Consider the following 24,312-nt stretch of genomic DNA (forward strand, 5'->3'; position numbering starts at 1 on the left):
ATGAAAAAAATGAGTCGCCTCTGCCTTTTATTTTTTAGCTGTCTCTTGCTTCTATCTATTTCTACGCCAGTGTTTGCCTCTCCAGAAGGGGATAGAAATGGTGTGGTTGTGCAAGAAACGATAACGGATGTCGATCGGATTTATGAACGTTATAAAGACAATTCGTTTGAATTAATGACAAAAGAAATGCCTAAGGAATCTCTAACGGGGTTTAAAGAAACGTTGACAAATGCGACAGGAACCATGAAAAATATGGTTTGGGGAATGGTGAAAGGAATCGGGCAATTTAACGCAGAGATGGTGAAGTTTCTTTTCACATTGGACGTCATTACACCCATTAAAGAGCCGGTACAACAATTGACTGCCAGTATCGCTAGTAATATGTTAAGTATCGCTGGAAGTATCGGTATTGGGTTCGTGACGTTGATTATGGGAATCAAATTTATCGGTGAGCAGCGTTTTCGAAAAGCATTTCGTGTATTTGGCATGACGATTTTGATTTTTACAGGTCTTTCTGTTTGTAAGGATGCCACTACGTCTGATTCATTGTTTAATCAAATGTTTGAAGCAGATAAACAAATCGAAGCCGCATTTGTAAAAGTGAATCCTGTATTAAATGGCGAAAGTGTTCCGGAAAGTAAAGATGGGAACGTCGATGACCGTATGAAAAGTGCCGGTGAATTGATGGCTTCACGTATTTTTTATACAAACGTGTACGAGCCGTATTTATTGATGAATTATGGTTCGTCTGTTCCTGAGTCTATTCGAAAGAAATCCGTCGAATACAAAGGGGAATCCTATGATCGGATTCAAATTCTTTTAGATAATGACGTCAATCAGGGCAAAAATATTGAATTGCATGAAGAAGTGACGAAGTATGAGGCAGAAGAACTGAACAATCGAACCGTCCAATATTTTAAGAATTTAGACAATATGTTTTATGGTTGTTTTTACTTGATCGTTAATCTGATTCAAACGGTGGTTTATTTTCTTTTCTGTTTTATCCGACTGATCATTGCGGTGATGCAGGTGTTTTTATTGCCTTTATTACCTATTCTTTTGTTGGTAGGACTGTTTATGACAGAGATGAATGTATTTGCGAATTATTTTAAGGCATTTGGCATGACGATCTTTATGAAGGGGATGATGGGCTTTGCCTGTGTCTTTTTTGCGACATTTTTATCTTTAGGCTTTCAATTGAGTAATAAAGTAAGCAATCCATGGCAGAAGATTCTGACGATGTTGGTGTATTTATTTATGCCGTTTGGGTTATATATTTTCCGTCGATTCTTAGGCAGTTTGTTTACTGGACGTGTCTCCTTAGCGAATGCACTGGCGTTTGCGACACATCCATTTAGTACCGAAAAGAAACTGCGTACAGCGGCAAAAGAACGGGAAAAAGAAAATAAACTTCGGCGAAAAACGGCACAAGAAGAACGAAAAGATGCACTGAGAAAACGACAAGAAGAAGCACAAAAGCAAGGAAAAACCGAGCTTGGCTTAAAACAACAACCCGTGAAAGAACGAGAAGCCAAGCGCAGTGTCTTGCGACGGGAATTAAACCAAAAAGCGCAGCATAAAGCCCCAAATCGTGTAGAAAAAGCGCAACAGAACTTGCAAAATCTACACGAAAAAGGCCGTCAACAGGAATTGAAGGAACACCAACAGCTTGCCCGACAACGGCAGCGTGAGCGCTACGACAAGGAGAACCTAAAAACAGCCGCTGCACTAGTGGCCGCAAATCAACACTTGAGAAAAGGTACACCGTTAGCAGATAGCAAATCTGATCCAAGGGAGAACCCACAAGGGACACAAATCCGTCAATCCAACCGACGGATAGGACAATCAAGGAAAGGAAGAGTAGACGGTCAACGATCAACGGCACGCCGGCAAGGGCAAAAACAAGCGCCAGCTAAGACAGAAGGTACACAGACGGGAATCAAGCAGCGTCAAGCGACAAACAATCGATCCGTCGCCCGCAGTCAACATCGAACGAGTGGGCAAAAACCGATCAAACCAACCACTACACCAAACACCAACAGCCAATTAAGAGGGCGTTCTTTAAATGGCGCAGGAGGCAGTCCACTGCGACAGAAAGCACCTGTTCGTCAAAAGATGCAAGCTGTTCAACAAGTGATCCATCAACAAGCTCCGAAGAGCCAACCAACAGAACAGCGGGAAACGCCAACCATTGCCCCACCGATTACACGTATAGCCAAACGGAATGTTCCACCAATAAAAGCGAAAAAAGCAAGGAGCGGGATCGCTGTTCGTCGAACCATTAAAACGAAGACAAAACATCTTTCTGCAAGAAATCAAACGAAGGGAATGAGACAACCTCGTGCAAGAAAATAATTTTTTTAATGGACTGTTTCAGCCCAAAAAACAAAAAGGGACCAACCTCCCCCCACAACGGACAAGATACCAGCAGCTACTCGTTGGGTTCTGTTTTGTAGGTGTGATGCTCTATCCATTTTCATTTGCGGGCGTGATTCCGTTGTTAGTGGTACAACTAATTGATAAAAAGGATCAAGCAGCCCATGTCTATGATAGGAACTATGAGAGCTTCCTAAAGCGCGGAAGCTCTCTTTTTTTTGCTGTTTCTTTTGTTTTATCGATAGTAAATCTGTGTTGCTTTATCTTCTGGATTCCTCGGGGTTATTTTTCTGCGTATCTCTTTTTTCCATTGAATTTGTTGGAAACCAGCCTAACATTTAACTGGCAGACAGTGATTGCCTTAGTTCTTGGTGGTTGTGGTATGGGCAGTATTTTTCTTTCGTTTTCGGCATTTATTGCCAAACGAAAAGTCCTATCCAAGGAAGAAGAACAGAAACATATTTTGGCATCTAAAGCGTATAAAGAAAGGCGAAAAGATAAATTCAATGAATCTCAGCGATTTACAGAAGAATACGAACAAGATTATGAACAAGCGATAAAAGAAGCAGATGTAGTTCGCTACGAAGCTCTCAAACAACAATTTTTATTAGGAACTAGCGAGTATGGCTTACCTTGTATTCTTAACTTTAAAGAATTTAATCAGCACGCGATTGTTGCAGGAACGACTGGTTCAGGGAAGACAACGTTCCTTCAGTTACTCATTCAACATGCGGCGAAATTTGACATTCCGTTGATTTTAATTGACGGAAAAGGGGCGCAAGATACGTATGAAGTCATGAAAAAAGTGGCAGGAAAATACAACAGACGGGTGAAAAAATTCACCGATGAAGGAGATATGCTATACAACCCTGTAGCGAATGGAAATGCGATTTCTGTGCGTGATAAATTGGTTACTTTGGCGGAAACAGAGAGTGTGTTCTACTCCGGTGCGGCAAAGTCTTTATTGCAAGCAACAGTACAATTGCTTGATGCTTTCAAAGGAACAGCCATTAAAAAGAGAGAGAAAAACGGAAGAGAAGTAGAGAAAAAGATTGAGCGAAGCTTGCCTTTTATTCAACATTATTTACTTCCTAGAAACGTATTGGATTTATTTGCGGATGCTATATTACCAAATAATCCTAAGTTGTTTGAGGTTGAAGTAGAAGTTACAATTCCTAAAAATACAAAAAACAAACTATCAAAGGAAAAAGAGAAAGTACACGAGGATCTTATAGAAGATACCGAAGAAAATGAAACAGAAGAACCAATAGCCAATAAGCGCCACGATGACTTAGTTGAGACGGAACATACGCCTGTCGAAACGAAAATCATTCATTTAGATCGCAATATAATCCCTTTGGAAGACTATTATTTATTAGTAAAACGCAACTTGCAGTACCTTTTAAAAAAGGAAAACAATGTAGCAAATGAACCAAAGGAAGAAAGAGAGCAGCACAAAATGATTGTTGATTCTGTAAAAAAAGAATTATTCGAACGTTTATTTGTACGATACGAACATAAAAATTCTCCGTTTTATTTGTATGCCACATCGGAGGCGCTTCAAAACAATATCAATATGTTATTAGACAGTGAATTGGGACGATTATTTGACACATCAGAGCATCAAAATATCTTAAGTATTCAACAAATTGTGCGGCAAAAAGACATTGTGTATGTCTCTTTGAATGGATTGATTTACAAAGAATATATACGAACATTGGCACAAATGTTGGTGGGAGATATTAATTACTATTTGTCTGAAATGTATCAAATGAATCACCAAAAAGAACTCATTGTCCTTTTTGATGAACCAAGTTCGTATCTCAATGAGACATTTATTGATCTAGTAAATAAAGGGCGTGGTGCAGGAATGCATGCGATTTTTTCTCCACAAACAATGGCTGATATTGCGAAACTTGGGGATAAATTACAAGAACAACTCGTTGGAAATGTGAATACATTGATTATTGGAAAAACGAATGAACCAGGAGAAGCCGAGTATTGGAGTAACACGATCGGGACGTATGAAGATATCGAGTTGACGACAATGACGGAACAAGAAGATGGATATTCGGATGTTGGAAAAATCGATTGGGCAGGTCAACGTGGGACAAAACGAAACGTGAATAAGTTCAAAATCAGTCCTGATCGGATCAAAGAATTACGCAAAGGAGAGTTTATTGTCCATCGAACCGCTACAGATGAAGATATTCCACCGCAAATGGTTTATGTGCGAAATGTCCTTGAATGGTTAGAAAAAAACAAGTAATTGCGCCAAAGTATGATGAACTAGAAACCCAAAATAATTCATAAGATACAATCAATTGACAATCGTTTTGACGTCAATCCGCGATTTATTTTCATCGATTTGACAGAAAAGCGATCAACGATTCGCAGATGATTAATGTGTGAATCATCTGTCAATCGTCATCAATTTATCTGTATTTTGCATGTCAAAGGTTGATAATTTGTTATTTATTTTGTAGCAAAAAGCGCCCAAAAGGGGAATGAGGAATACGTCAAATGACTGTAACTGAGAGAGAGTTTTAATACGGGTAAGCTGTTGGTTCACTAGAAAAAAGATTATTGTTTTGTGTGTAAATCGCATGCGAATCCTCTAAAAAACATCGTTTTTTTATCTTGCTTAAAAGGGGATAAACCGGGGGTAGAAATAGGGGATAGAATAGAGGCAGAAATAAGGGATAAAATAGGGGGGAATCATTAAATCCAGAATGTTCCCGGCGCTTGGTATAAAAGGCTTTCTTCGCCTTGGCAATTCCTGACCACTTTCACTCAACGTGGGGCAAAAACCCCTCTTATGAGTGAAAGTGGTCAGGAATTGCCAAACTCCGAAAAAAATACCAAGCGCCGGGAACTGCCAAATACTAAGAGAAGGTAGGCGCATTTTTTTACTGGTAAAGGGAAGGAAAAGAAAAAGAGATCAACCCCCACCCCAATCATGGGGCCTCAAAACTATCACCCTCCGCCCTCTTTCATCCTCTTTTGAAAGAGGGAACTTACAACTTCCCCTTGCGACAACGCCCCCTCACCAATTCTTGAGAGGGCTGTCGCTAAAACCAGAAACCCATACGAGTAGTTCTATTTGAAGGATAGTGAAATATTGTTAATTCCTTTAAAGCAACAATTCCCTAAATCCCTCACCAAATCTTGAGGGACTTCAACTCCGAAAAAGAATTTCTGCACGTTGTTCCGAATTTCTTTTTCAATGAACAAATAGGCTTAGCCTATTTGTACCTTTTGAAAGGATGTGTTTGTTTGAATCTTCTATTATACAATTATTATATAGATCCAAAATCAAAATACATGAATAAATATAAAATTCTTTGTTTATTACATGAATTACGAATTGCTTCAAGGAAACAATTGTTAAACCTGATGAATACCGCTGATCATTTATGTAAAAATAATTTTGATAAAAATATTAAGTATTTAGAGAAAATGGAATTAATTGATTCTATAATAGATAAAACTAAGTCTGGAATTCCGAAATATTATTTTCTTACAAAAAAAGGATATGATAGTATCGGCGGATATTATTCGTTACCAAAGGTACCGGAATATAATTTGCAACATCATTTACAAATCAACGATTATTTAATTAAGATGCTAAAAATTTGTGAAGGGCACCCACACTTAAATGCAGTAATAAGTGAGCGAAGACAAGTATATGAGACAAAAGACTTTACGAAAAAAACAAAAGGGAAAAAATATTTTGTCGCAGATTTCATTTTCCGTTTTCGAGATAAAGAACTCGCAGATATTAATTGGTCATTTGAAATCGAATTGACGTTAAAAACAAAACGAAGATATCGAGAAGGAATTTTCCCGAAATATATTCGTGAATTAAAACGAAGAGAAGAAGCAAGACTTATTTATGTCACACCGAGTCCCATTATAAAAGATGAACTTTGGAAATTTAAAGACTATTTTATTTACGAAAACGGAAAAGAGCATGAGAAAATTTTTGATCGTCTCCATATTTTTACGGCAAATGAATTTGAAGAAGAAATGATCCGTTTGGTGAAAGAAGATCGATTTATTAATTGGTGAAAAACGGTCACCGTTTTTCATTTCCTGGTACTACGGTTCTTACGAACCTGGAACAGGAAAAAATGAGAAATAGGAAAGAGGGAAAAGAAATGATTACTGTACAAGCTACAGGGAGATTAACCAAGGAACCGCAATTGCGGTATACCAATGAAAATGGAGTTGCAGTTGCGAATTTTACACTTGCGTGCAAAAGAAATCGTCCCAATAAAGAAGGAGAAACAGAAACGACTTTTTTACAGTGTGTACTATGGGGAAATCCTGCGGAGGTTTTAGCCAAATATGTTCATAAAGGAAATTTGATTGCGGTACATGGGGAATTACAAAATCGGAGTTTTGATGACCGTCAAGGAGTTACTCGTTATGTTACGTCGTTGCTTGTTGAAAATTTTGAATTTTTAGAGAAGAAAAAGACTAGTCAAGAAAACGAAAATATGGAAAAATAGGAACAAAAAAAGAAGGGATACTTGTGAAAAAAGTTTTTATTGTTCTTATTGCCGGATTGACAATCATAGGGAGTGGTTTGTTTGTAGGAAATCTCTTTTTTTCAAAAGAGGAAGAGAAGGAACCTTCTACCATAGCTACTACAGAAGAACTAAAGCCCGAACTGCTTCTAGACATTGAAATTTTAGAGCCAAATCAAGAAGAAAGCCAACAAGAAACAACCATCAACGAGCTCTATCGAGGGGAACTGGATTTCCAACATGCCGATCCAACAAAACCGTATCTTATTACAGTTCAGTTTACAGATAAAGAAAAACGGGAATTTTTGGGACCAGATAAACAATCTTTAAGACTGGAAAAAGAAGTCACTTTAGGGAAAGAACAGGGAACCGTTTTTCTTGCAGTGAAGGGGAATAAACCGATGTTGGCACATATTCAGAAATTAAAAGATGTACAAGTTTCCGCATCATTAAAAGAAAAGGAGTAGGAGAAGATGGAGATGATGGATGATAAGAAATTTTATCAACAAATGGAACGCTTAAAACAAGGAACATTTTGGGAATACTTGTCTCATTCTTATCGATTCTTTGCTTTTGTTCCGCTCTTATGCTTGCTTGATTTTTTAATCTATCTACATTTTTCATGGTGGTTTATTCTAAAATTGTTTTTATTGTTGCTTTCTTTATTCCTTTATGTTTATTGGATATATGTTTTTTATAGAAGGATAGCTCAAAAGAGAACGATTTCTCTTCTCTTTCTTCGATTATTTTTTATGCATGCCGTATGTAATAGTGGATTCATGATGATCGTTATGACAAATTTCTATCGAACCTATGTGGAAAAAGTGGTTCTTCTTTATCATTTTATTGGTGCAGCTGTTTTTGGGATAATTGTAGGTGTTGTCTATGCAGGATGTTCTTATGAACGAATAATAGAATATTTAGGATATAATAAAAAGTAAGGTGAATTTACGTTGGATAATGAAAAAAATCGACTGGTTTATTCCTACAAAATTCTGATTAGTAAAGAGGCAGTAAGAGAAAAATATGATTCGTATTTGTTGAAAAATCATATTAGTTTTCAGTTACATGGCTATACGTATAACCCGTATGATCGGATCAACTATACGATCAAACTTTCTCTAAGAAAAATGATAGTAACGATGACTAAAAAAGATGGAAGTCCATTTTCCGCAAATGAATGGGCATTTTTTGATCGAATCCTTCCGGAATTTTTTGAGGAATTAGAAATAGCGTTCATACAAGAAAAAGAAATAAGAGGTGAATGAACGGATCGAAGCGAATGCTTCGGTCTTTTTTATTATTGTTGTAAAAATAGAGTATACTTAAACGTTACAAAACAGAACCTTGATAAATCAAGCTTCTGTTTGTAAATTATAAGTGTCAATTAATTGGAGGGAAAAATTATGCGTATTGGCTATATTCGTGTGTCCTCAAAAGACCAAAATGAACAACGCCAAATAGAAGAAATGAAAAAATTCTCAGTTGAGAAATGGTTTGTGGAGAAACAATCTGGCGCCACCATCAAAAAGCGTCCAGTGTTTCAAGAAGCAATTTTATTTGTGAGAGAAGGAGATACCTTTTTTGTCGAAGCAATCGATCGGTTAGGCAGAAATTATGACGAGATCATCGGCGTTGTCAACTATCTAAAAGAGAAAAATGTTCAACTGATTATTACTAGTTTGCCAATTATGACTGAAGCCATTGGCAATCCTTTGTTAGATAAATTTATCAAAGATTTGATCATTCAAATTTTGGCTATGGTAGCGGAACGCGAACGGGCGGAAATCAAACGAAGACAAGCACAAGGAATCGCATTAGCGCATGAAAAAGGACTGTTTAGAGGGAGAAAGCCGGATTATTCTCCAACAAGTAGAAATCGACAAAAACAAATTATTTATTATCAAATCGTCGAAATGCTAGAACAAGGAATGGGGATTTCGGAAATTTCCAGAAGAGCAGGTGTCTGTCGACCAACTGTTTATAGGATCAAAGAAAATTTAGAGAAAAACGAGACCCAGGTGGAGTAAGCGCCACCTGGGTTATCTGTTTTTTCTATAATTTTTAAATAACAAATATAATTAAATGGCTTTAAAATAAAAATAAATTAAATATTACAATTAATTTAATTATACAGTAAAAAAATAAAAATAAAAGACTGTTTTTAAAAGTATTTTTATGGAATACTTCAATTGTAAAAACTATCACAAGGATAGGAAGGAGGCGAATTAGTGAGGACAATTATTCTTGTTGATAGTAAAAGATAACAAAAAATAAACTATAGAAAGTGGGCGATAGTATGAATTTACGAGTATCACAATGTTTAAAGTTTCTTTATTTGGTAATTGGATTAGTAGCGACAGTAAGCATATTATTCGGAGTTTCTATAAAAGGATATGCTGATGAAAACTTTGTTGAAACAGAGGTTAATATTGAGAGCTTGAAGAAATATTTATATAATGAAAATGAAAAAATTTATTTTGATGTTGGTAAAGCTGAACAATATGGAGAATCAGAATTTATTTTAGAAATAGGAAATACGTACAATTTATTAGCAAAGCTTGATGATAGCACTACAGAAGGAAAACGAAGAGTTGTACGTGCTATCAGTATTCCAATATATGGGAATTACTGTGGACCAGGTACAGATTTTAACAATGCAGGAAATCCAAAAGATCAACTAGATAAGTATTGTATGTATCATGATCTGTGTTATGGTGCAAGAGGGTGGGGAAATAAACAATGTGACAAAGAGTTTGTCGCAAATCTTAAAACAGGGTTACGTAATGGTACAATAAAAGGAACTTGGGCAAAAACAGTAGCTAATGCTGCTATTTTATACTTTTCTTAATGAATAGGTTGTGATATGCGCATGAAAATATTGAAGTATATAGCTGTAAGCACTATTATCATCAATATTATTCTCAACCTTTTATTTTTCACTAGGACAACTATTGATGTCACCATACTATTATTTAGTTTTCCTATAGGAATTGTGGGGATTATAGCTAGTTGTTATCTAGAAAATAAACATATGAGGGTAGTTTTTGTTTTAGTTAATTTCTTATTGGCTATAAGCTTTTTGTATCCGTTTTTATTATGGAAATTAGCAAGTGAGCCGTGAGAAAGTAGATGAAAAATGTCAATATTTATTTGGGTTACATTGTTATTTATATTGTTCGGGCTGGTCTATAGACATTCCAATAAGACGATGACAGAGCATCAAAAAAGAATCTTGAATATTTTTTTGATTATTATTCTTTTATTGGAAATAGGGATTGTAGTAGGTGTTTGGTTTCTATAAGTATCAAAGAAAGACTTCGTTTGTATCTGAAGAGTAAGCGAAGTCTTTATTTATGATACGAGGTAGGGATAAAAGTGTTGAAAAAAATGATCGGGAAAATGGTGCCAGGAGGAATCCCATCATAAATTATTTTTAGTGCAGGGAAATGTGGGATAAAAGCTGTATGGAAATGATAAAAAAAGTGCTTGTTTTTATACTTTCGTGTACAGTAATAGCTTTGATTCTTCCACTAGGCTATTTTTTCATCAATCTGTTATTTCTAAGGGCTTCTTTTTCGGAAGCGTTTGATGATTTTCTTTTGACGTTTGGACTCATGTTTGTGGTTACGTTTATCGGATTATTATGGAGCAAAAAAATGAATAGCAACTAAAAGGAGATGTGACATAAGTTAACTGGTTACGCTCTTTAAAAACAAGGGTCACTCGAAAATCATGCGATTTTTCGAATGTTCCTTGTTTTTCTATTGATTTTTGTGTTAAATTTTACTTAAAAAAGATTTGACAAAGGAGAGACAGATGGTACTCTTGAGCACAGCACAGCACAGCACAGCACAGCACAGCACAGCACAGCACAGCACAGCACAGCACAGCACAGCACAGCACAGCACAGCACAGCACAAAACAATGGTGGACTGCGTTCTAATTTAGACTACAACGATAGTGTTAAAGCTAACACTGACTTTTTGAATACCCTAAAAGACAAACTCCCTGAGTTCTTCACGAACTCAGGGTCTTTTGACTTGGATAAATTTAAGGATAGCTTAAAAGAAAACAATGTAGAGGAATTATCTAGCGGTTACCGACTTGATTTCATTGGGAAGAATTATGCCAAGAAACAAGCTGGGGAACGCCCTACTACAGTGATTGTACCTGACCTCGAACACAATGCTAAGGACGAAAACAAAGATAGTAAGAATCTGTTCTTCACTGGTGATAACCTTGAAGTGTTGCGTCACTTGCGACAAAATTATCAAAACTCAATTGATGTAATCTATATTGATCCACCTTACAACACTGGGGCGGACGGATTTGTTTACCCTGACAAATTTGAATATAGTGATGAAAAACTCAAAGACATGTTTGGACTTGACGATGATGGGTTGCGGAGATTGAAATCTATTCAAGGTCGGGCAAGTCATTCTGCATGGTTAGCTTTCATGTATCCTAGGATATATTTAGCACGTAAATTACTTAAGGATACAGGCGTAATCTTTATCTCAATTGATGATAATGAACAAGCGAATCTGAAACTTTTGATGGATGAGGTTTTTGGTGAAGGTGAGTTGGTTTCAGAATTTGTTATCATCCGTTCAGAAGGAGGTGGACTAGCTAAACAGGCAATTATAGGTCATGATTATTTGATTAGCTATGCAAGAAGCACAAAGTCGTTTAGACCCTTGGGAAAGCCAAAAGATATTCGTGGAAAAATTGTCGAAAAAGATGGTGAACAATATTGGATTGAAACCGACTGGCTCAGAAAAGAGTTCGGCAAATATGGAACTCTGCATTACGAAGACATACTAGAAATCAAGGGTCAAGAGAAATTGGATGAGATTAATGAGGGATTAGCTTCTGGAGAATATACTCTTATTGACAAAGGAGATTTTCATATTGTTGGTCGGCTCAGAAAAGTCGCGGATGATACTACAAAATTCTATACAGTATTGAAACACTTGAACAAAGACGGAAATGCTGACCTTGAAAAGCTTGGTTTTAATGGTGAATTTTCATATCCAAAACCAGTTTCTTTGATTAAGGAATTTGTTCAAGGTGCTACTATACATTCTAAAAAAGGACTGATATTAGACTTCTTTGCAGGCTCATCAACCACAGCTGATGCCGTTATGCAACTAAATGCTGAGGATGGCGGAAATCGACAATTCATTATGGTCACTTTGCCAGAACCTACATTTTCAATCGACAAAAATGGAAATGAGGCACCTACAAAAGGTGGGAAAATTGCTTACGCTAAAGGATATCGGACGATTGATGAGATTTCGCGGAAACGTATCGAGAAAGCTGCAAAAAAAATCAAAACAGATAATCCATTGTTGTCTGATTCACTAGACCTCGGTTTCAAACATTATCGTGTAGAAGAAGTCGCAGTTAACACGATTGATAGAATGGAAGAATTCGACCCCAATGTAATGTTCACAGAAGATTTGGTTGCTGATATCCAAGGTGGCGTAGATACAATGCTTACCACCTGGATGGTCGTTGATGGTTATAAATTTGATGAACCTGTTCAAAAAGTGAGCTTTGGTGGTGCTGATGCTTATTACCTTGGTAACCAATTACTCTATATCTTGGATAATAAGTGGAATGCTACGAGCACCAAAGAATTACTTAATCAAATTGGCAATCACAAAATCAATATCAACACAATCATTGTCAGTGAGTATGCTCTGACCTTTAACCGTATGAGCGAACTCAAAACCAACATCAAACTATTAAAGGATAAAGACTTTAACGTCAAGGTGGAGGTGCGTGGCTAATGGCAAGCACCGATTTAAAAATCAATTTAGAAGAACTGGAACATCAGCGTGAAGCACTTGATGCAATTCATGATGCGTTTCCAAATTTAGACAAAGTTAGTCAAGTTGATAATAATGGATTGGTTGCTAACTCAATGTACGCTAATCCATTGATAATGAATGCTTTTACTGAAAATAAATTCATTGATGTCAAAATGGAAACTGGTACAGGTAAAACTTACACCTATACTCGCATGATGTATGAGTTGCACCGTGATTATGGAATGTTCAAGTTTATCGTAATTGTTCCAAGTTCTGCAATTAAGGAAGGTGCTAAATCTTTCTTGACCGCTGACTATGCTCGCCAGCACTTCAAAAAGTTCTTTCCAAATACTGAAATGAATGTCGGCCTCATCAATTCTGGTGATTTCTCAGCTAAAAAAGGTCGTAAAGAAATTCCAAATATCATTCGTGAATTTGCAGAAGCTGACACCAACGACCGCAACCAAATACAAGTATTGTTGCTTAATTACAGAGGGTTCTTGGATAAAGCCACATCATCACTGTTCAAAGATGATTATGATACTAACCTATTTGGTGGTGAGTCTAGCCCAGCCAACATGATTTCAAAGACACGTCCGATTGTAATTATTGATGAACCACATCGGATGCAACGTAAAGATAATGCTTACTCAAATACCCTTGAAAAGTTAAAACCAGAAATGATTGTCCGATTTGGGGCGACATTCCCAGATAGAACTGTTGGCACAGGACGAAATAAAGTCATCGAGACTGACTATTACCGTGGTGATGAGCCATCATTCAACTTAACAGCGGTTGATAGTTTTAATCGTGAATTAGTCAAAGGTGTCGCGGTCATTATTCCTGAGAATGCCAGCTCTGCGGATAGCTACAAGGTGAAATCAGCTACGAAGGATAAACTCGTTTTAGAACGTGGTGGGAAAGAATATGAAGTAGCAGTCGGCGAAGCATTGGCTAATGTAGACCCACGTTTTCAAGGTGGCTTAACGTACGATTCAAAAGGACTTTTATCAAATGAGCTAGAAGTTGAAACGGGGATGAAATTGGTAGCTGATACCTTTACTAATTCCTACCAAGAAGTTTTGATACGCCAAGCGTTAGATGCTCACTTTGATTCTGAACGAGCAAACTTCCTGCGTGAAGGCTATCCTGTAAAGACGAATGCTTTGTTCTTCATTGATAACATTGACTCTTACCGTGATCGAGGTACAGGACAAGCAACTTGGCTCAAAGATACCTTTGAACGCCTTTTGAAAGCCAAACTTGAAGAATTAATTGCTGATGAAAGTGACAATGACTACAAGGCTTTTTTACAAGAAAGTTTAAATCATATCACTGATACACATGGTGGGTATTTTGCGACCGATTCAACTGCTAAAAGTACGGATGATAAAGTTGCTGAAGAAGTTGATACCATCTTACGCAATAAAAACAAGTCGCTTCGTTTGCAGGACGAAAATGGTAACTGGAATATCTTACGTTTCTTCTTTTCTCAATGGACGTTACGTGAAGGCTGGGATAATCCAAATGTCTTCACTATTGCAAAACTACGTAGCTCAGGATCAGAATCAAGTAAGATTCAAGAAGTTGGACGTGGTTTACGTTTACCAGTCGATGTCATGGGTAACCGCTTATCATCACAAGAATGGTGGTTAAATTTTGTGATTGATGAAAGTGAAAGTGATTTTGCTGACCGCTTATTGGGTGAAATCAATGAGGAAGCCACAATTCCAGTGGTTGGTAATGAAGAAATATCAGACACAATCATCAATAAGTTAGTCGAAGCTAATTATGCTCCGAACAAACGAGAAGTCCGAGCAAAACTATATGATGCCAATATCATTGATGTCGATGATATTATCGTTGATGCACTTGCCTTGAAGAAACTATTACCAAAAGGAAAAAAGACTAATAAAGTCCGTAAAGGTAAGCCTGCTATTAAGAAAATTAAATTAGCAAAGGAAAATTGGAATCAAATCAAAGAGTTTTGGAAAGAAATATCAAAGCGCTATATGATTACATTTGAAGAAATTCCTGACTCACTTGATGATTTATTCCTAACTGCTATCCAACCAGATGCAATTTTTGATGATAACAAAAAATTATCAGTGTCTGTTCAGAAAACCAATAAAGGCGATGAAATTTCAATTGTCACTGAATACAAGGAAGTTTCAAACGTTGGGAATATAGGCACATTGCCATATAACAAGTTTGTATCAGGTATTTCTAACCAAACTAATTTACCAATGGTATTAATCCATAAAGTGCTTGTTAAGCGATTTGAGACGATTAGCAATGTCAATTCCATCATTAATGATAAAACGATGGCTAAAATCGTTGATAGCTGGCAGGCAACATTTGTTGAAAAGTATGCCTCAGCTTACCATTATGATGCTCTTAACCTCAGTGCTAAAACATCTATCTTAAAACAAGATGAATTTGTTGATGATATTGCGCAAAATGATGTCGGAACAATTCCCGTTGAAACGACTATTGATGCACGTAATTTGTTCAAAGAAATTTTTGTCGACAGTGAACATCCTGAAGGTGATATTGCAAAAATTGTGCCAGATAATGAAATCAAGGTCTTTGGTAAGATCCCAAGACGTGCCATTCAAGTACCAACCTATGTAGGTGGAACTACCACGCCAGACTTTGTGTATGCGACCAAGAATGATATGTACTTGCTTGTAGAAGGAAAATCAACAAGCACACGTGGAACTGAGGATATTGCCGTTAATGCCCAAAGAAACATGTTTGAAAAATTGAAAAATGTAAGTTGGGCGAAAGTCACGACCAAAGATGAAGTCGTTGACCTGTTGAGACGATTTGATAATTCAAATGGAATTATTTAATCTCTTTTTCCTTGCCCGCCACACTCCAACCGCCACCACCGTTTAGGCGGGCAAGGAAAAAAGCCGGCTTCGCCAGCTTTGCAGTTCCATAAAACATAAGAATATGCTATAATAGACATAGAAAAAGGACGTGCTGCAAACACGCCCCATGTAGAACCGTTAAAAAGACGGTAGCCATCGAAAAAATAGTTTTTTGACCATCTAAACGACCTGCTAAAGTGTTAGATGGTTATTTTTTTTGGTCTTTATGATCTGTAATCAGCAACACCAATGTCGCAAAAGCAATCATCAGCGTTAATGCTTCTTCAAATACAGACATGCCTACTCCCTTCTAGGGATAAAGCTATGAACCATAGGCATCACCCCTTTATTAAGAGATTAGCCACCATCTTTTCACTTTTCTACATAATCATTATACCATAAAAAGCCGCTAGAAACGTTGATTTTTCAGTGTTTCTAGCGGCTTTTTTGTTTTGTTTGGCCGGGTTCCTTCATCGCTCCAACCACCGCCGCCGCTCTTACGGAACCCTGATCTTGTTTTCTTTTTTTGGTACAGGAGAATGCATTGAACAGAAAGGAAGCCATCGCTGCTCGATGGCCTAAATGTCTTTCGACGTAGCCGTCGATATCGGCCGCCTAAGCGTCCGAATCTGCGCAAGCGCATGTGGTTCAGGCCCAAGTGCCTGAACCGGCTCGTTTTTCGGAAGCACTAGCTTGTTTGATTCTCAGTTTCCAAAGAAGTGGATGTTCAAGCGTCTCTAATCGTCTATCAGTCATCCGGCTAGTATAACCTAAACCATAACCTGCCAATTGCCAAGGGTAAAATGCACGCTGCGCGCCCTTGGCAACCGTCAGAACATGGTTTCGAGACGGTTATGCCGAACGACCGATATACGAAAAGGGACGCTAAAAAGCATTCCACTTTGATCTTTGAAAACTGAAAACCAAAATCAAACAAGCAGGGCTTCGTCTAAAAACGAGCCGAATCAAGACCTTGGGGGTTGCACCCCCAAAACCCCTGCGCCCCCGACGCAATGCCGAAAAGGTAGGGGGGAAAGGCGCAACTTTCAAAGAAAACAAAAAAATTTATTTTTAGGAGGAGTCACCTATGAGCACACAAACAAAAAACACCCCGTATCAAGTCGGAGACATCTTTTATAGCTCCTGGGGCTATGAACAAACCAATGTTACTTTCTGGCAGATCGTGAAATTAACGGAAAAAACCGCCTGGTTTCGACCATTAAAAAAGCAGACTGTCAAAACATATACTTCTATGAGTGGCGAAACAATGCCAATACCAAATGAATTTATCGATTATCCACTCGCAAGAACAAAAGACAGCATTGTTAGAAAACGAATCAACCCGAATCATCCAAATGAACTCTATGGCAATCGCAGTTGGGATACCTTTTACCGCTATGATGGAAAACCTGTTTATGAAAGTAGTTACTACTAAGAGGGACCTTTCCCTCTTAGTTCAAAATAAAAAATATTTTAAGGAGAGATTTCACATGATGAACAATACAAATTTAATTGGCAGACTAACAAAAGAACCAAACTTTCGCTACACGTCAACCGGGAAAGCAGTCGCGAATTTTACGCTTGCAGTGAATCGAAATTTTACGAATGATCAAGGCGAACGAGAAGCGGATTTTATTCCTTGCGTGATCTGGAATAAAAAAGCGGAAACACTTGCGGATCATGTCACAAAAGGAAGTTTGATCGGAGTCAGTGGTCGATTACAAACGCGCAATTATGAAGATACTACAGGGGCACGAATTTATGTGATAGAAGTAGTCGTTGAAACTTTTAGTTTGTTGGAACCAAAAGCAAAAACCAAAGAACGAGCAGCACAACAATAAGTTTGATTCCTCAGTGGGAAACATTGCTTTTCCCGCTGAGGCGAACGTAAAGGAGGAAAATACAATGCTACAGACAAAATCTATCGTTGATTGTTACGACCGGAATACTCACGACTATTTAGGATCTTTTGAACAAACGGATGAAAATATTGTGAATTATATTGCGGGGTTAAGTCCTTTCCAATCGGTTTATTTAGTGGAACAGCTGACAGATACACTTATTCTAAGCACTATCGGGAACTTTCTAGATCAAGTCCCTAATCAACAATGGCTCCAACAGATCTTGCCTTTACTTATTGCCAAACAAACAGGAGAAAGCCCGATGAAAAGCGTATCAATGATTCATGGTTAAGAAGAAATGGGGGGAAAAGTTTGAGAAAACGAAGAACGGGATTCTGGGGACTTCTAGTCCTTGTTGGGGTAGTTGTGGTTGGTTCGAGATGGAATCAACCACCCTCAGAATTAAGTGAAGTAGTTCATGAAGTCACACAGATGTTTACTGACAAGCCAGCACAAGAAGTTCCTGTAGGCAACGGCTTGTCACAAATGGAAACGATCAATCATAATCAGCCGAGTTTTTCATCGGACGATTTGTCTTTAGAAAAGGGCACCTGGCAAACCTTCTCGGATTTAGATCCATTCAACCGTGTAGGAGAGGCGAACGCCCTATTGCATAGAGACATGATGCCAACAGAAGAAAGAGAGCGGTTATTTATCAAGCCTACCGGCTGGAAACAAAAGAAAATGTCGAATGGGGACTATCTCTATAATCGCTGTCATTTGATCGGATTTCAGTTAACAGGTGAGAACAATAACCCGAAAAATCTGATGACAGGTACGCGTTCCTTTAACACGCCTGCCATGGTTGACATTGAAAATAAAGTTGCTGAGTATTTACGAAATACAGGGAATCATGTTCGTTATCGTGTCACACCTGATTTTCGAGGGGAAGAATTGGTCGCACGAGGGATACAAATAGAAGCACAAAGTATTGAAGATACGGGGATTTCATTGAATGTGTATATCCATAACACACAAGAAGGCTATACCATCGATTATTTGACGGGTTTATCAAGAGTAAAGGAAAGAGAGTGAAGAACATGTATCAATCAACCAATCGGGCTTGTTACAACAGCTATTATGTACCATTCCATACGATGGCTCATGCGAGTTGGCCACCGACGTATGTAAGATGCGATTGCGGGGAATTGGCCAAACATATCGTGCATTATCGGCGGTTGCCTTGTGGAGCACCGCATTTTCAAAAGACGTTTATTTGGGCATGTGAACATTGTGGGGCACGCTATCGACAAATAAAAGGCACATTTGATTTTGAACGCATAGATGAACCGGGAGAGTAATAGCAGCTGATGTCTACAAAAACAAACCGTATAGGGAGGAAAACAATATGATCGAAGAAGTACAACTAGGGATTCAAACAGCGGAGGCGTTTGGAGAATGGCTCGAACAGCTTCAAATCAAAGGAAATCAGGTCAAAAGTGCGTTGGTTTTCCAGGAAGAAGAAACAGGAATATTAGATGTTTGTTTGGAGATTACGTATGGCTCTACAGCGGAGGCGTTAACTGGATTTCCCATCGTTTCTCTGTCTTTAACGATTCTTGGCGAGGCATTTTTATACTATGTAGAAGCAGCATTGGCTGTTGCGAATGAATTTGAAGGGGCTGGGCTATTGACAGATATGTTGGTGTTAGTGAACCAACAGAAGAAAGAAAAAGCCTAGGGGCAACACAAGAGCCCTTGTCAAAAAACAAGGGCTTGTGAAAGGAATTTATAAAAGAGATTTAGTTTATGTGATTAGTCTAATATACGAAGGAGGAGCATGCAAGATGAATCAACGCTTAGGAATAGTTTTGTTTTTATTGGGAATGAGTATGCAATTTTTGCCCGTTCTTTTTCAATTAGGCATTGGTAGTGGATTGAGTGCATGTTTGTTTTTTGCCTGGGACGAGTATTTGTATAAACAATCGAAGAAAGAATGGGGGGAGAGGTATGATTCCACCGTATAAAGCGGTCTGTTTTCCAGCCCTTTCTCGTAGAGGCGAAGCACGCTTTGTCATTATTGATGTGAACACAGGGGAAATTATCGATGATGCCCAAGGCTATGGCTATAAAAGCAAAATGAGAGCCTATCGGTCATTTGGCTATCTACAAGCAAGAAAAAAACGAGTGTTGAGGAGGAAAGCACATGAAACAAGAAGCAATTGAGCGATTGATGACGCTTTGTTTTTCTGGAGTTGGCGTAACAATGATTCGCTGTTTGTTTTTAGGTCGATTACGGTATCGGATCCGCAAAGGCATTCGATGGATGATGACCATCGGTTTGTTCGTAGGGATTTGGTTTTTGTTTTACTATTTTTGGTAAAAGAGAGGAAGCGGAACCATTGGCAATAAAAAAAGAAAATAAGCGAGGGGTGACCACCCTTAATCCTACACAACAAGTGGCGCTTCAACGATTATCAAAGAAATATGTACTTTCAGAAAGCAAGATCCTTGCTCATGCGTTAGATCTTTTGATTGCACAAGAGGCGGCAAATTTTGATGTAGGATTAAAGAAAAAGTGTCGACACTTGGTTCAAAAGTGAGGACACTTTCTATAAGAAGATCAAAGGGAAAGAAGGGAACACAAAATGAGAAAAATCACCGCTGTACAGCTGGTAAATGAGTTATCCGTTTTCGATAAAATGGCTCAAGTGTCGGCGTATTCCGCTCGTTTTTGTTTAGATGATTACTTGATTGAGGAAGTGCAGGAAGCAATCAAAACATGTAATCGCATGTATCCAGCCTATCATTTTACACACGAACTCGTTTACGGTGGATTTGGTCATGATTTAGTTGTAGTTGATTATAAGAAAAAAGCAGCGTATGACAAGTTGCAAAAACCGTATACGTATGGTGACTGTTTTGATGCATTGAAGGAAGAATTTGGAAGGATATCTAGTGCTTGGTTTCATGGTTTGTGGAATCAGCGGCTCACTGAAGAAGAATATCAGGAAATGTTAACTTTCTATAGAGAGCTGCAGAAGAGATTGGAGGAAAAAAGGGGGAGATAATTGTGACGTATAAGTTATATCTAAACAATCAGTTCTATGGATGTGGAAGCAAAGAGTACATGCACGAATTGATTGAGGACTGGTTAATTTGTGGAATGTATGGACAGGAACAAGCAGTTTTTAAAATTGTAAAAGTCCATAGAGGGAAATAGATTGGATAAAAAATTTTATGTTGTGATACAGAACAAGAATATCAATAATAAAGAGAGGGAAAACCGATGACAAAATTTATCACAGTAAACAACAAAAAAGGCGGCACTGGAAAAACCAGTATCTCTTGTTTATTGGCTGTGTATCTTTCAATGTTTGGAAATACATGTTTGATTGATGCCGATGAAAGCGGCAATGCGACGAAACGCTTTACTTCAGAAATTCAAGAAGCGGCGAAGCTTTCACGACTGTTCCGAAAACAAGCAGTGTTTCCGATGGCTGTTCGGGACAACTTAGCTCTTGTCTGTGGGTCACCAGAGCTGGAACAAGTCAATACGGAACTCGTATCTCGATTGAATAATACGCTTGTCTTTGCGAGTTATTTGCGCCAACACACGACTTTTGACGACTATGCGTATGTGGTGATCGATACACGCAATGATAGCAATCTCACTACGAATAATATGTTGGTAGGTTCTGATTTGATTTTAGGGGTTTCTGATCCGAGTGCGGATGGATTTGAAGCATTAATGAATCTAGACGAACATGTGTCCTTTTTGGCCGAAGAATTGCGGGATCTATTTACGGGAGAAAGCTATGTGCGGGCAAAAGTGTTATTTGTAGGGAATAAAGTCGCCCATAATACCGACGTTTCTCGCCAGTTTAAGCAGGTGATTGCAGAAACACCGCAATTTTTAGGGTACTTTCAAGATCGAACAGCGTTTGATGAAGCGGGATTGCAACAAAAAACGGTGCTGGATTTGTTTGAAGAAGTAAAGTACCAACAAGAGAAATATCGAAGCTTTCGGGAAGAGACCGTGCAGGTGTTAGAAGCGATCAAAACAATGATTGATGATGTGGCAAGCCAGCGTTAGCGAGGCTTGCCATGTACTAGAATGATGTACTAGAATGATGTACTAGAATGATGTACTAGAATGATGTACTAGAATGATGTACTAGAATGATGTACTAGAATGATGTACTAGAATGATGTACTAGAATGATGTACTAGAATGATGTACTAGAATGATGTACTAGAATGATGTACTAGAATGATGTACTTATATTGTGCAATCAAATTACATACTTAATGATATGGTTGAGGAGGGAACTAAAATGAATCAATTTGCAAAAATCAAACAAGAAGCCCAGGAAAAAAAGAAGCATCGATCGGCACATATGCCCGCTCCACAAAGTATCAACAATATTAATAAAGGAAATTTGACTCTTTCCTTGGAAAAACTCAAAAAGAAAGAGAAGAAAAAACGTTATGTGTTTGCCTTATACCCAAAAGAACATGACTTATTGAAGGAATTGGCTTTTCAAGCTGGATTTACGAATCAATATGGTGAGGGCAATGTATCTGCTTTTCTTAGTGCGATCATTCAAGAGTTAGGAGGGGACAAGGAATGAAACAATTACGTATTGGTCAAGTCATTACTGCCAAGACGGTTCACGGAGAACAAGTTACTGGAAAAGTCGAACGATTGAATGAGCATACGGTGGTTTTAAGCATGGATTCTTCTTTAGAACGTGTGGTGGTATCTGAAAAAGAACTGAAAAAACAAGGATGGACATGGAAGAAACCGCATCGAAAAGGCTCGTTAAACAATGGAGGGAGCATTTAATGAATCAAGAGTGGATGGTGTTTACTGGAACATTATCAAGTCTGACTCGTGAACAAGCCCAAGCGTTGGTGGTTGCCCTTGGTGGGCATACGCAAACCATTGTCACAAGTCAGACGACGCAGCTGGTCATCGGTACCAGTCGCCCAACCTTATTTTCTGATCGACGATCAACGAAATGGGAAACAGCCGAAAGGAGACGCAAAGCGGGTCAATCAATTGGTTTTATGAATGAACGAATGTTTTTAGAAGCTGCGATCGATGTACTACAGAACCGAGTAAGAAATTTACAGACAACTGACAGGTAAAACGGAGGAGTAAAGAAAAGATGGACACATATTTCCAACAAATGGATCAGATTTTGGCGCATGAGACGATGGATCGGATCGAAAAAGAACGCCAACTTCAACTTTTGATGAATACATTCATTGGGTATTATTTCCAGCAATACATAAAATATAAGGAGAATAGCCAACGCTCGTATTATCTAGCCCATGGGTATCAGCCAGAAAAGAAAGCGGAGCGGACGATTCATTTTTTATTCGGGTCGATGACCTATGAACGAACACCGTGGAAAAAAGAAGGCAAAATTATTTATCCTGTAGACGAATGGTTAGGCGTTTCTGCCTATGATCGCTATTCTCCTGGTGTATCTTTTGCGATGGTGAAAGCAAGTAAAGATTGCCCTTACCGAAAAGTGTCAACGATCATTGAAGATTTTACGGTCATTTCGTGTTCAAAAGATACCGTAGGAAAAGCCGTCCAATTGTTTGGAGAAAAAGCAGAGCACTACTTTTCCTATCAACGAGAATATGGGGAAGCGGGAAATCGTAAGGTGCCGTATCTATTCATAGAAGGTGATGGCGTACTTGTGAATGAAAAAGGACTAGTTAACAGGGGACGGAAAAAGAAACAAGGGAATGGGAAAAAGAAAGAATTGAGCCATTTTGTGATTCATGAGGGAATAGAAGAAACAGGGCTTCAAGCCATTCCTCGTTTAAAACATGCGCGAACGATTATTTCGTCCAGTTATGCCGAGGCAGCTCACCAGGTCAAAGATTATTTGTATCAAACGTATGATCTAAAAGAAACGATCGTCGTCGCAAATACAGATGGGGGAAAAGGATTTACGAAAAGGAAGATCCAAGAATTATTGCCGGTAAAAATTGGCGGATTTGACTATTTTATCGATCGGTATCATGTGACCCAAAAATTGATTCAGCGTGTCTTTAAAACAGAATTGATCAATTCGTTTCAAGAGGCGATCAATGCCTATGATCCACGAAAACGAGATGTGTTGTTAACAACATTGGAGAGTTGTTGTGAAACGCAGGAACAGTTGTACCATTATACGAAGCTCAAAGGCTATTTGTATCGGAATTGGCCGTATCTGAAACCGTATCATCTACGGAATCTGTCAAAGAAAAAACAAGGGATCGGGATCATGGAAAGCCGTCATCGAAGTTTTACGTATCGGATGAAGAATCAAGGAAAATACTGGGGACGAGGATTAGAAGGAATGATTCAATTGATTGCCTCAGAGAAAAATCAAACGATCAAATCCATTTTCTTGCAAGAATGGCAAGAAGCCTTTGCGTTAGATGAACGGCTAAAACGTCAACCGTTGTGTGGGCTTGAACAGGCAGATGAAGAAACAGAAACGGGTATAACTAAGGGAGAAGTGCGTCTTCAAACCGATCGAGGAGCAGTCAAAGAGTATGTCAATTGGCTGAAAAGAGGAACCCCCCTAGACAAACTCTAGGAGGGAATCGTGAAAAAAGATCTCTCGATCTTGAAAAAAAGTGTTGTAAAGAGTGTCCGCTCTTTACAACACCAGTATAAAAGAAAATTTCTTGCGATACAATAAAAAATTTAATGTATTCTGCCATATTATTTTTTAGAAAAGAATTGACAAACGATTAAAAAGGGTGTAGAAATAAAGATAACAAAAGCGAGACAAAAAAAGGTGATGGAACCATTTGTCCATCACATCGATTTGTCAAAAGTTTTGTTTTAATGATA

General features: G+C 38.2%; 26 protein-coding genes and 2 pseudogenes. All 28 read left to right on the forward strand.

Going from position 1 to position 24,312, the window contains the following annotated elements; genetic code table 11:
- The 28 genes and pseudogenes from IGJ28_RS16830 (at position 1) to IGJ28_RS16965 (ending at position 24,052) form a co-directional block, all read left to right on the forward strand.
- The gene (locus IGJ28_RS16830; RefSeq protein ID WP_438845521.1) at positions 1 to 2,355 is read left to right on the forward strand and encodes a CD3337/EF1877 family mobilome membrane protein; all 2,355 of its coding nucleotides are present in this window, start codon (positions 1 to 3) and stop codon (positions 2,353 to 2,355) included.
- Positions 2,342 to 4,645, forward strand: a complete 2,304-nt coding sequence (locus IGJ28_RS16835) for a helicase HerA-like domain-containing protein (protein ID WP_438845522.1) — start codon at positions 2,342 to 2,344, stop codon at positions 4,643 to 4,645. The genes IGJ28_RS16830 and IGJ28_RS16835 overlap by 14 nt, the downstream gene beginning before the upstream one ends.
- 1,007 nt (positions 4,646 to 5,652) lie before the next feature.
- Positions 5,653 to 6,447: an ArsR family transcriptional regulator gene (locus tag IGJ28_RS16840; RefSeq protein ID WP_438845523.1), complete on the forward strand. Its 795-nt coding sequence runs from the start codon at positions 5,653 to 5,655 to the stop codon at positions 6,445 to 6,447.
- An 89-nt stretch (positions 6,448 to 6,536) separates the two neighbouring features.
- Positions 6,537 to 6,887, forward strand: a pseudogene (locus tag IGJ28_RS16845) (single-stranded DNA-binding protein); the annotation flags it as partial.
- A 26-nt stretch (positions 6,888 to 6,913) separates the two neighbouring features.
- Positions 6,914 to 7,375, forward strand: coding sequence for a hypothetical protein (locus IGJ28_RS16850; RefSeq protein WP_438845524.1), 462 nt, complete (start codon positions 6,914 to 6,916; stop codon positions 7,373 to 7,375).
- A gap of 6 nt (positions 7,376 to 7,381) precedes the next feature.
- Positions 7,382 to 7,849, forward strand: a complete 468-nt coding sequence (locus IGJ28_RS16855) for a hypothetical protein (RefSeq protein WP_438845525.1) — start codon at positions 7,382 to 7,384, stop codon at positions 7,847 to 7,849.
- Positions 7,850 to 7,861: 12 nt separating this feature from the next.
- The gene (locus IGJ28_RS16860) at positions 7,862 to 8,176 is read left to right on the forward strand and encodes a hypothetical protein (RefSeq protein ID WP_438845526.1); all 315 of its coding nucleotides are present in this window, start codon (positions 7,862 to 7,864) and stop codon (positions 8,174 to 8,176) included.
- Between the two features lie 138 nt (positions 8,177 to 8,314).
- A complete protein-coding gene (locus IGJ28_RS16865) occupies positions 8,315 to 8,938 on the forward strand; it encodes a recombinase family protein (protein WP_438845527.1) in 624 nt (207 codons plus the stop codon).
- Positions 8,939 to 9,207: 269 nt separating this feature from the next.
- Positions 9,208 to 9,759, forward strand: a complete 552-nt coding sequence (locus tag IGJ28_RS16870) for a phospholipase A2 family protein (RefSeq protein ID WP_438845528.1) — start codon at positions 9,208 to 9,210, stop codon at positions 9,757 to 9,759.
- Between the two features lie 1,192 nt (positions 9,760 to 10,951).
- Positions 10,952 to 12,706: a DNA methyltransferase gene (locus IGJ28_RS16875; protein WP_438845529.1), complete on the forward strand. Its 1,755-nt coding sequence runs from the start codon at positions 10,952 to 10,954 to the stop codon at positions 12,704 to 12,706.
- The gene (locus IGJ28_RS16880; protein ID WP_438845530.1) at positions 12,706 to 15,582 is read left to right on the forward strand and encodes a type III restriction-modification system endonuclease; all 2,877 of its coding nucleotides are present in this window, start codon (positions 12,706 to 12,708) and stop codon (positions 15,580 to 15,582) included. Before IGJ28_RS16875 ends, IGJ28_RS16880 begins: the two co-directional genes overlap by 1 nt.
- A gap of 1,108 nt (positions 15,583 to 16,690) precedes the next feature.
- A complete protein-coding gene (locus IGJ28_RS16885) occupies positions 16,691 to 17,038 on the forward strand; it encodes a hypothetical protein (RefSeq protein WP_438845531.1) in 348 nt (115 codons plus the stop codon).
- 55 nt (positions 17,039 to 17,093) lie between these two features.
- Positions 17,094 to 17,429, forward strand: a pseudogene (gene ssb / locus IGJ28_RS16890) (single-stranded DNA-binding protein); the annotation flags it as partial.
- 79 nt (positions 17,430 to 17,508) lie between these two features.
- Positions 17,509 to 17,796 carry a hypothetical protein gene (locus IGJ28_RS16895; RefSeq protein ID WP_438845532.1) on the forward strand — a complete coding sequence of 96 codons (288 nt, stop codon included), beginning with the start codon at positions 17,509 to 17,511 and terminating at the stop codon, positions 17,794 to 17,796.
- Positions 17,797 to 17,816: 20 nt separating this feature from the next.
- The gene (locus IGJ28_RS16900) at positions 17,817 to 18,539 is read left to right on the forward strand and encodes a DNA/RNA non-specific endonuclease (protein ID WP_438845533.1); all 723 of its coding nucleotides are present in this window, start codon (positions 17,817 to 17,819) and stop codon (positions 18,537 to 18,539) included.
- Positions 18,540 to 18,544: 5 nt separating this feature from the next.
- Entirely contained in the window at positions 18,545 to 18,805 is a 261-nt protein-coding gene (locus IGJ28_RS16905) for a hypothetical protein (protein ID WP_438845534.1), read from the forward strand.
- A gap of 47 nt (positions 18,806 to 18,852) precedes the next feature.
- Entirely contained in the window at positions 18,853 to 19,185 is a 333-nt protein-coding gene (locus tag IGJ28_RS16910) for a hypothetical protein (protein ID WP_438845535.1), read from the forward strand.
- Between the two features lie 106 nt (positions 19,186 to 19,291).
- Positions 19,292 to 19,471, forward strand: coding sequence for a hypothetical protein (locus IGJ28_RS16915; RefSeq protein ID WP_077454772.1), 180 nt, complete (start codon positions 19,292 to 19,294; stop codon positions 19,469 to 19,471).
- Entirely contained in the window at positions 19,455 to 19,670 is a 216-nt protein-coding gene (locus tag IGJ28_RS16920; RefSeq protein ID WP_438785315.1) for a hypothetical protein, read from the forward strand. Before IGJ28_RS16915 ends, IGJ28_RS16920 begins: the two co-directional genes overlap by 17 nt.
- On the forward strand, positions 19,651 to 19,827 hold the full coding sequence (locus IGJ28_RS16925) for a hypothetical protein (RefSeq protein WP_156424245.1): 177 nt from the start codon (positions 19,651 to 19,653) through the stop codon (positions 19,825 to 19,827). Before IGJ28_RS16920 ends, IGJ28_RS16925 begins: the two co-directional genes overlap by 20 nt.
- Positions 19,828 to 19,846: 19 nt before the next feature.
- Positions 19,847 to 20,047: a hypothetical protein gene (locus IGJ28_RS16930; protein ID WP_438845536.1), complete on the forward strand. Its 201-nt coding sequence runs from the start codon at positions 19,847 to 19,849 to the stop codon at positions 20,045 to 20,047.
- Positions 20,048 to 20,092: 45 nt separating this feature from the next.
- Positions 20,093 to 20,515 (forward strand): hypothetical protein, encoded by a 423-nt coding sequence (locus IGJ28_RS16935; RefSeq protein ID WP_438845537.1) that lies wholly within the window; start codon positions 20,093 to 20,095, stop codon positions 20,513 to 20,515.
- A 2-nt stretch (positions 20,516 to 20,517) separates the two neighbouring features.
- Positions 20,518 to 20,667: a hypothetical protein gene (locus IGJ28_RS16940; protein WP_438845538.1), complete on the forward strand. Its 150-nt coding sequence runs from the start codon at positions 20,518 to 20,520 to the stop codon at positions 20,665 to 20,667.
- A 66-nt stretch (positions 20,668 to 20,733) separates the two neighbouring features.
- A complete protein-coding gene (locus IGJ28_RS16945; RefSeq protein WP_438845539.1) occupies positions 20,734 to 21,540 on the forward strand; it encodes a ParA family protein in 807 nt (268 codons plus the stop codon).
- Positions 21,541 to 21,781: 241 nt separating this feature from the next.
- Complete coding sequence (locus IGJ28_RS16950) at positions 21,782 to 22,078, forward strand: hypothetical protein (RefSeq protein ID WP_438845540.1); 297 nt, start codon at positions 21,782 to 21,784, stop codon at positions 22,076 to 22,078.
- Entirely contained in the window at positions 22,075 to 22,293 is a 219-nt protein-coding gene (locus IGJ28_RS16955) for a hypothetical protein (RefSeq protein ID WP_438845541.1), read from the forward strand. The genes IGJ28_RS16950 and IGJ28_RS16955 overlap by 4 nt, the downstream gene beginning before the upstream one ends.
- A complete protein-coding gene (locus IGJ28_RS16960; protein WP_252712746.1) occupies positions 22,293 to 22,598 on the forward strand; it encodes a BRCT domain-containing protein in 306 nt (101 codons plus the stop codon). Before IGJ28_RS16955 ends, IGJ28_RS16960 begins: the two co-directional genes overlap by 1 nt.
- A gap of 20 nt (positions 22,599 to 22,618) precedes the next feature.
- A complete protein-coding gene (locus IGJ28_RS16965; protein ID WP_438845542.1) occupies positions 22,619 to 24,052 on the forward strand; it encodes an ISLre2 family transposase in 1,434 nt (477 codons plus the stop codon).
- Positions 24,053 to 24,312 lie beyond the last annotated feature (260 nt).

The sequence above is a fragment of the Enterococcus sp. AZ091 genome, from assembly GCF_051714805.1.
GTDB classification, from domain to species: Bacteria; Bacillota; Bacilli; order Lactobacillales; family Enterococcaceae; genus Enterococcus_D; species Enterococcus_D gallinarum.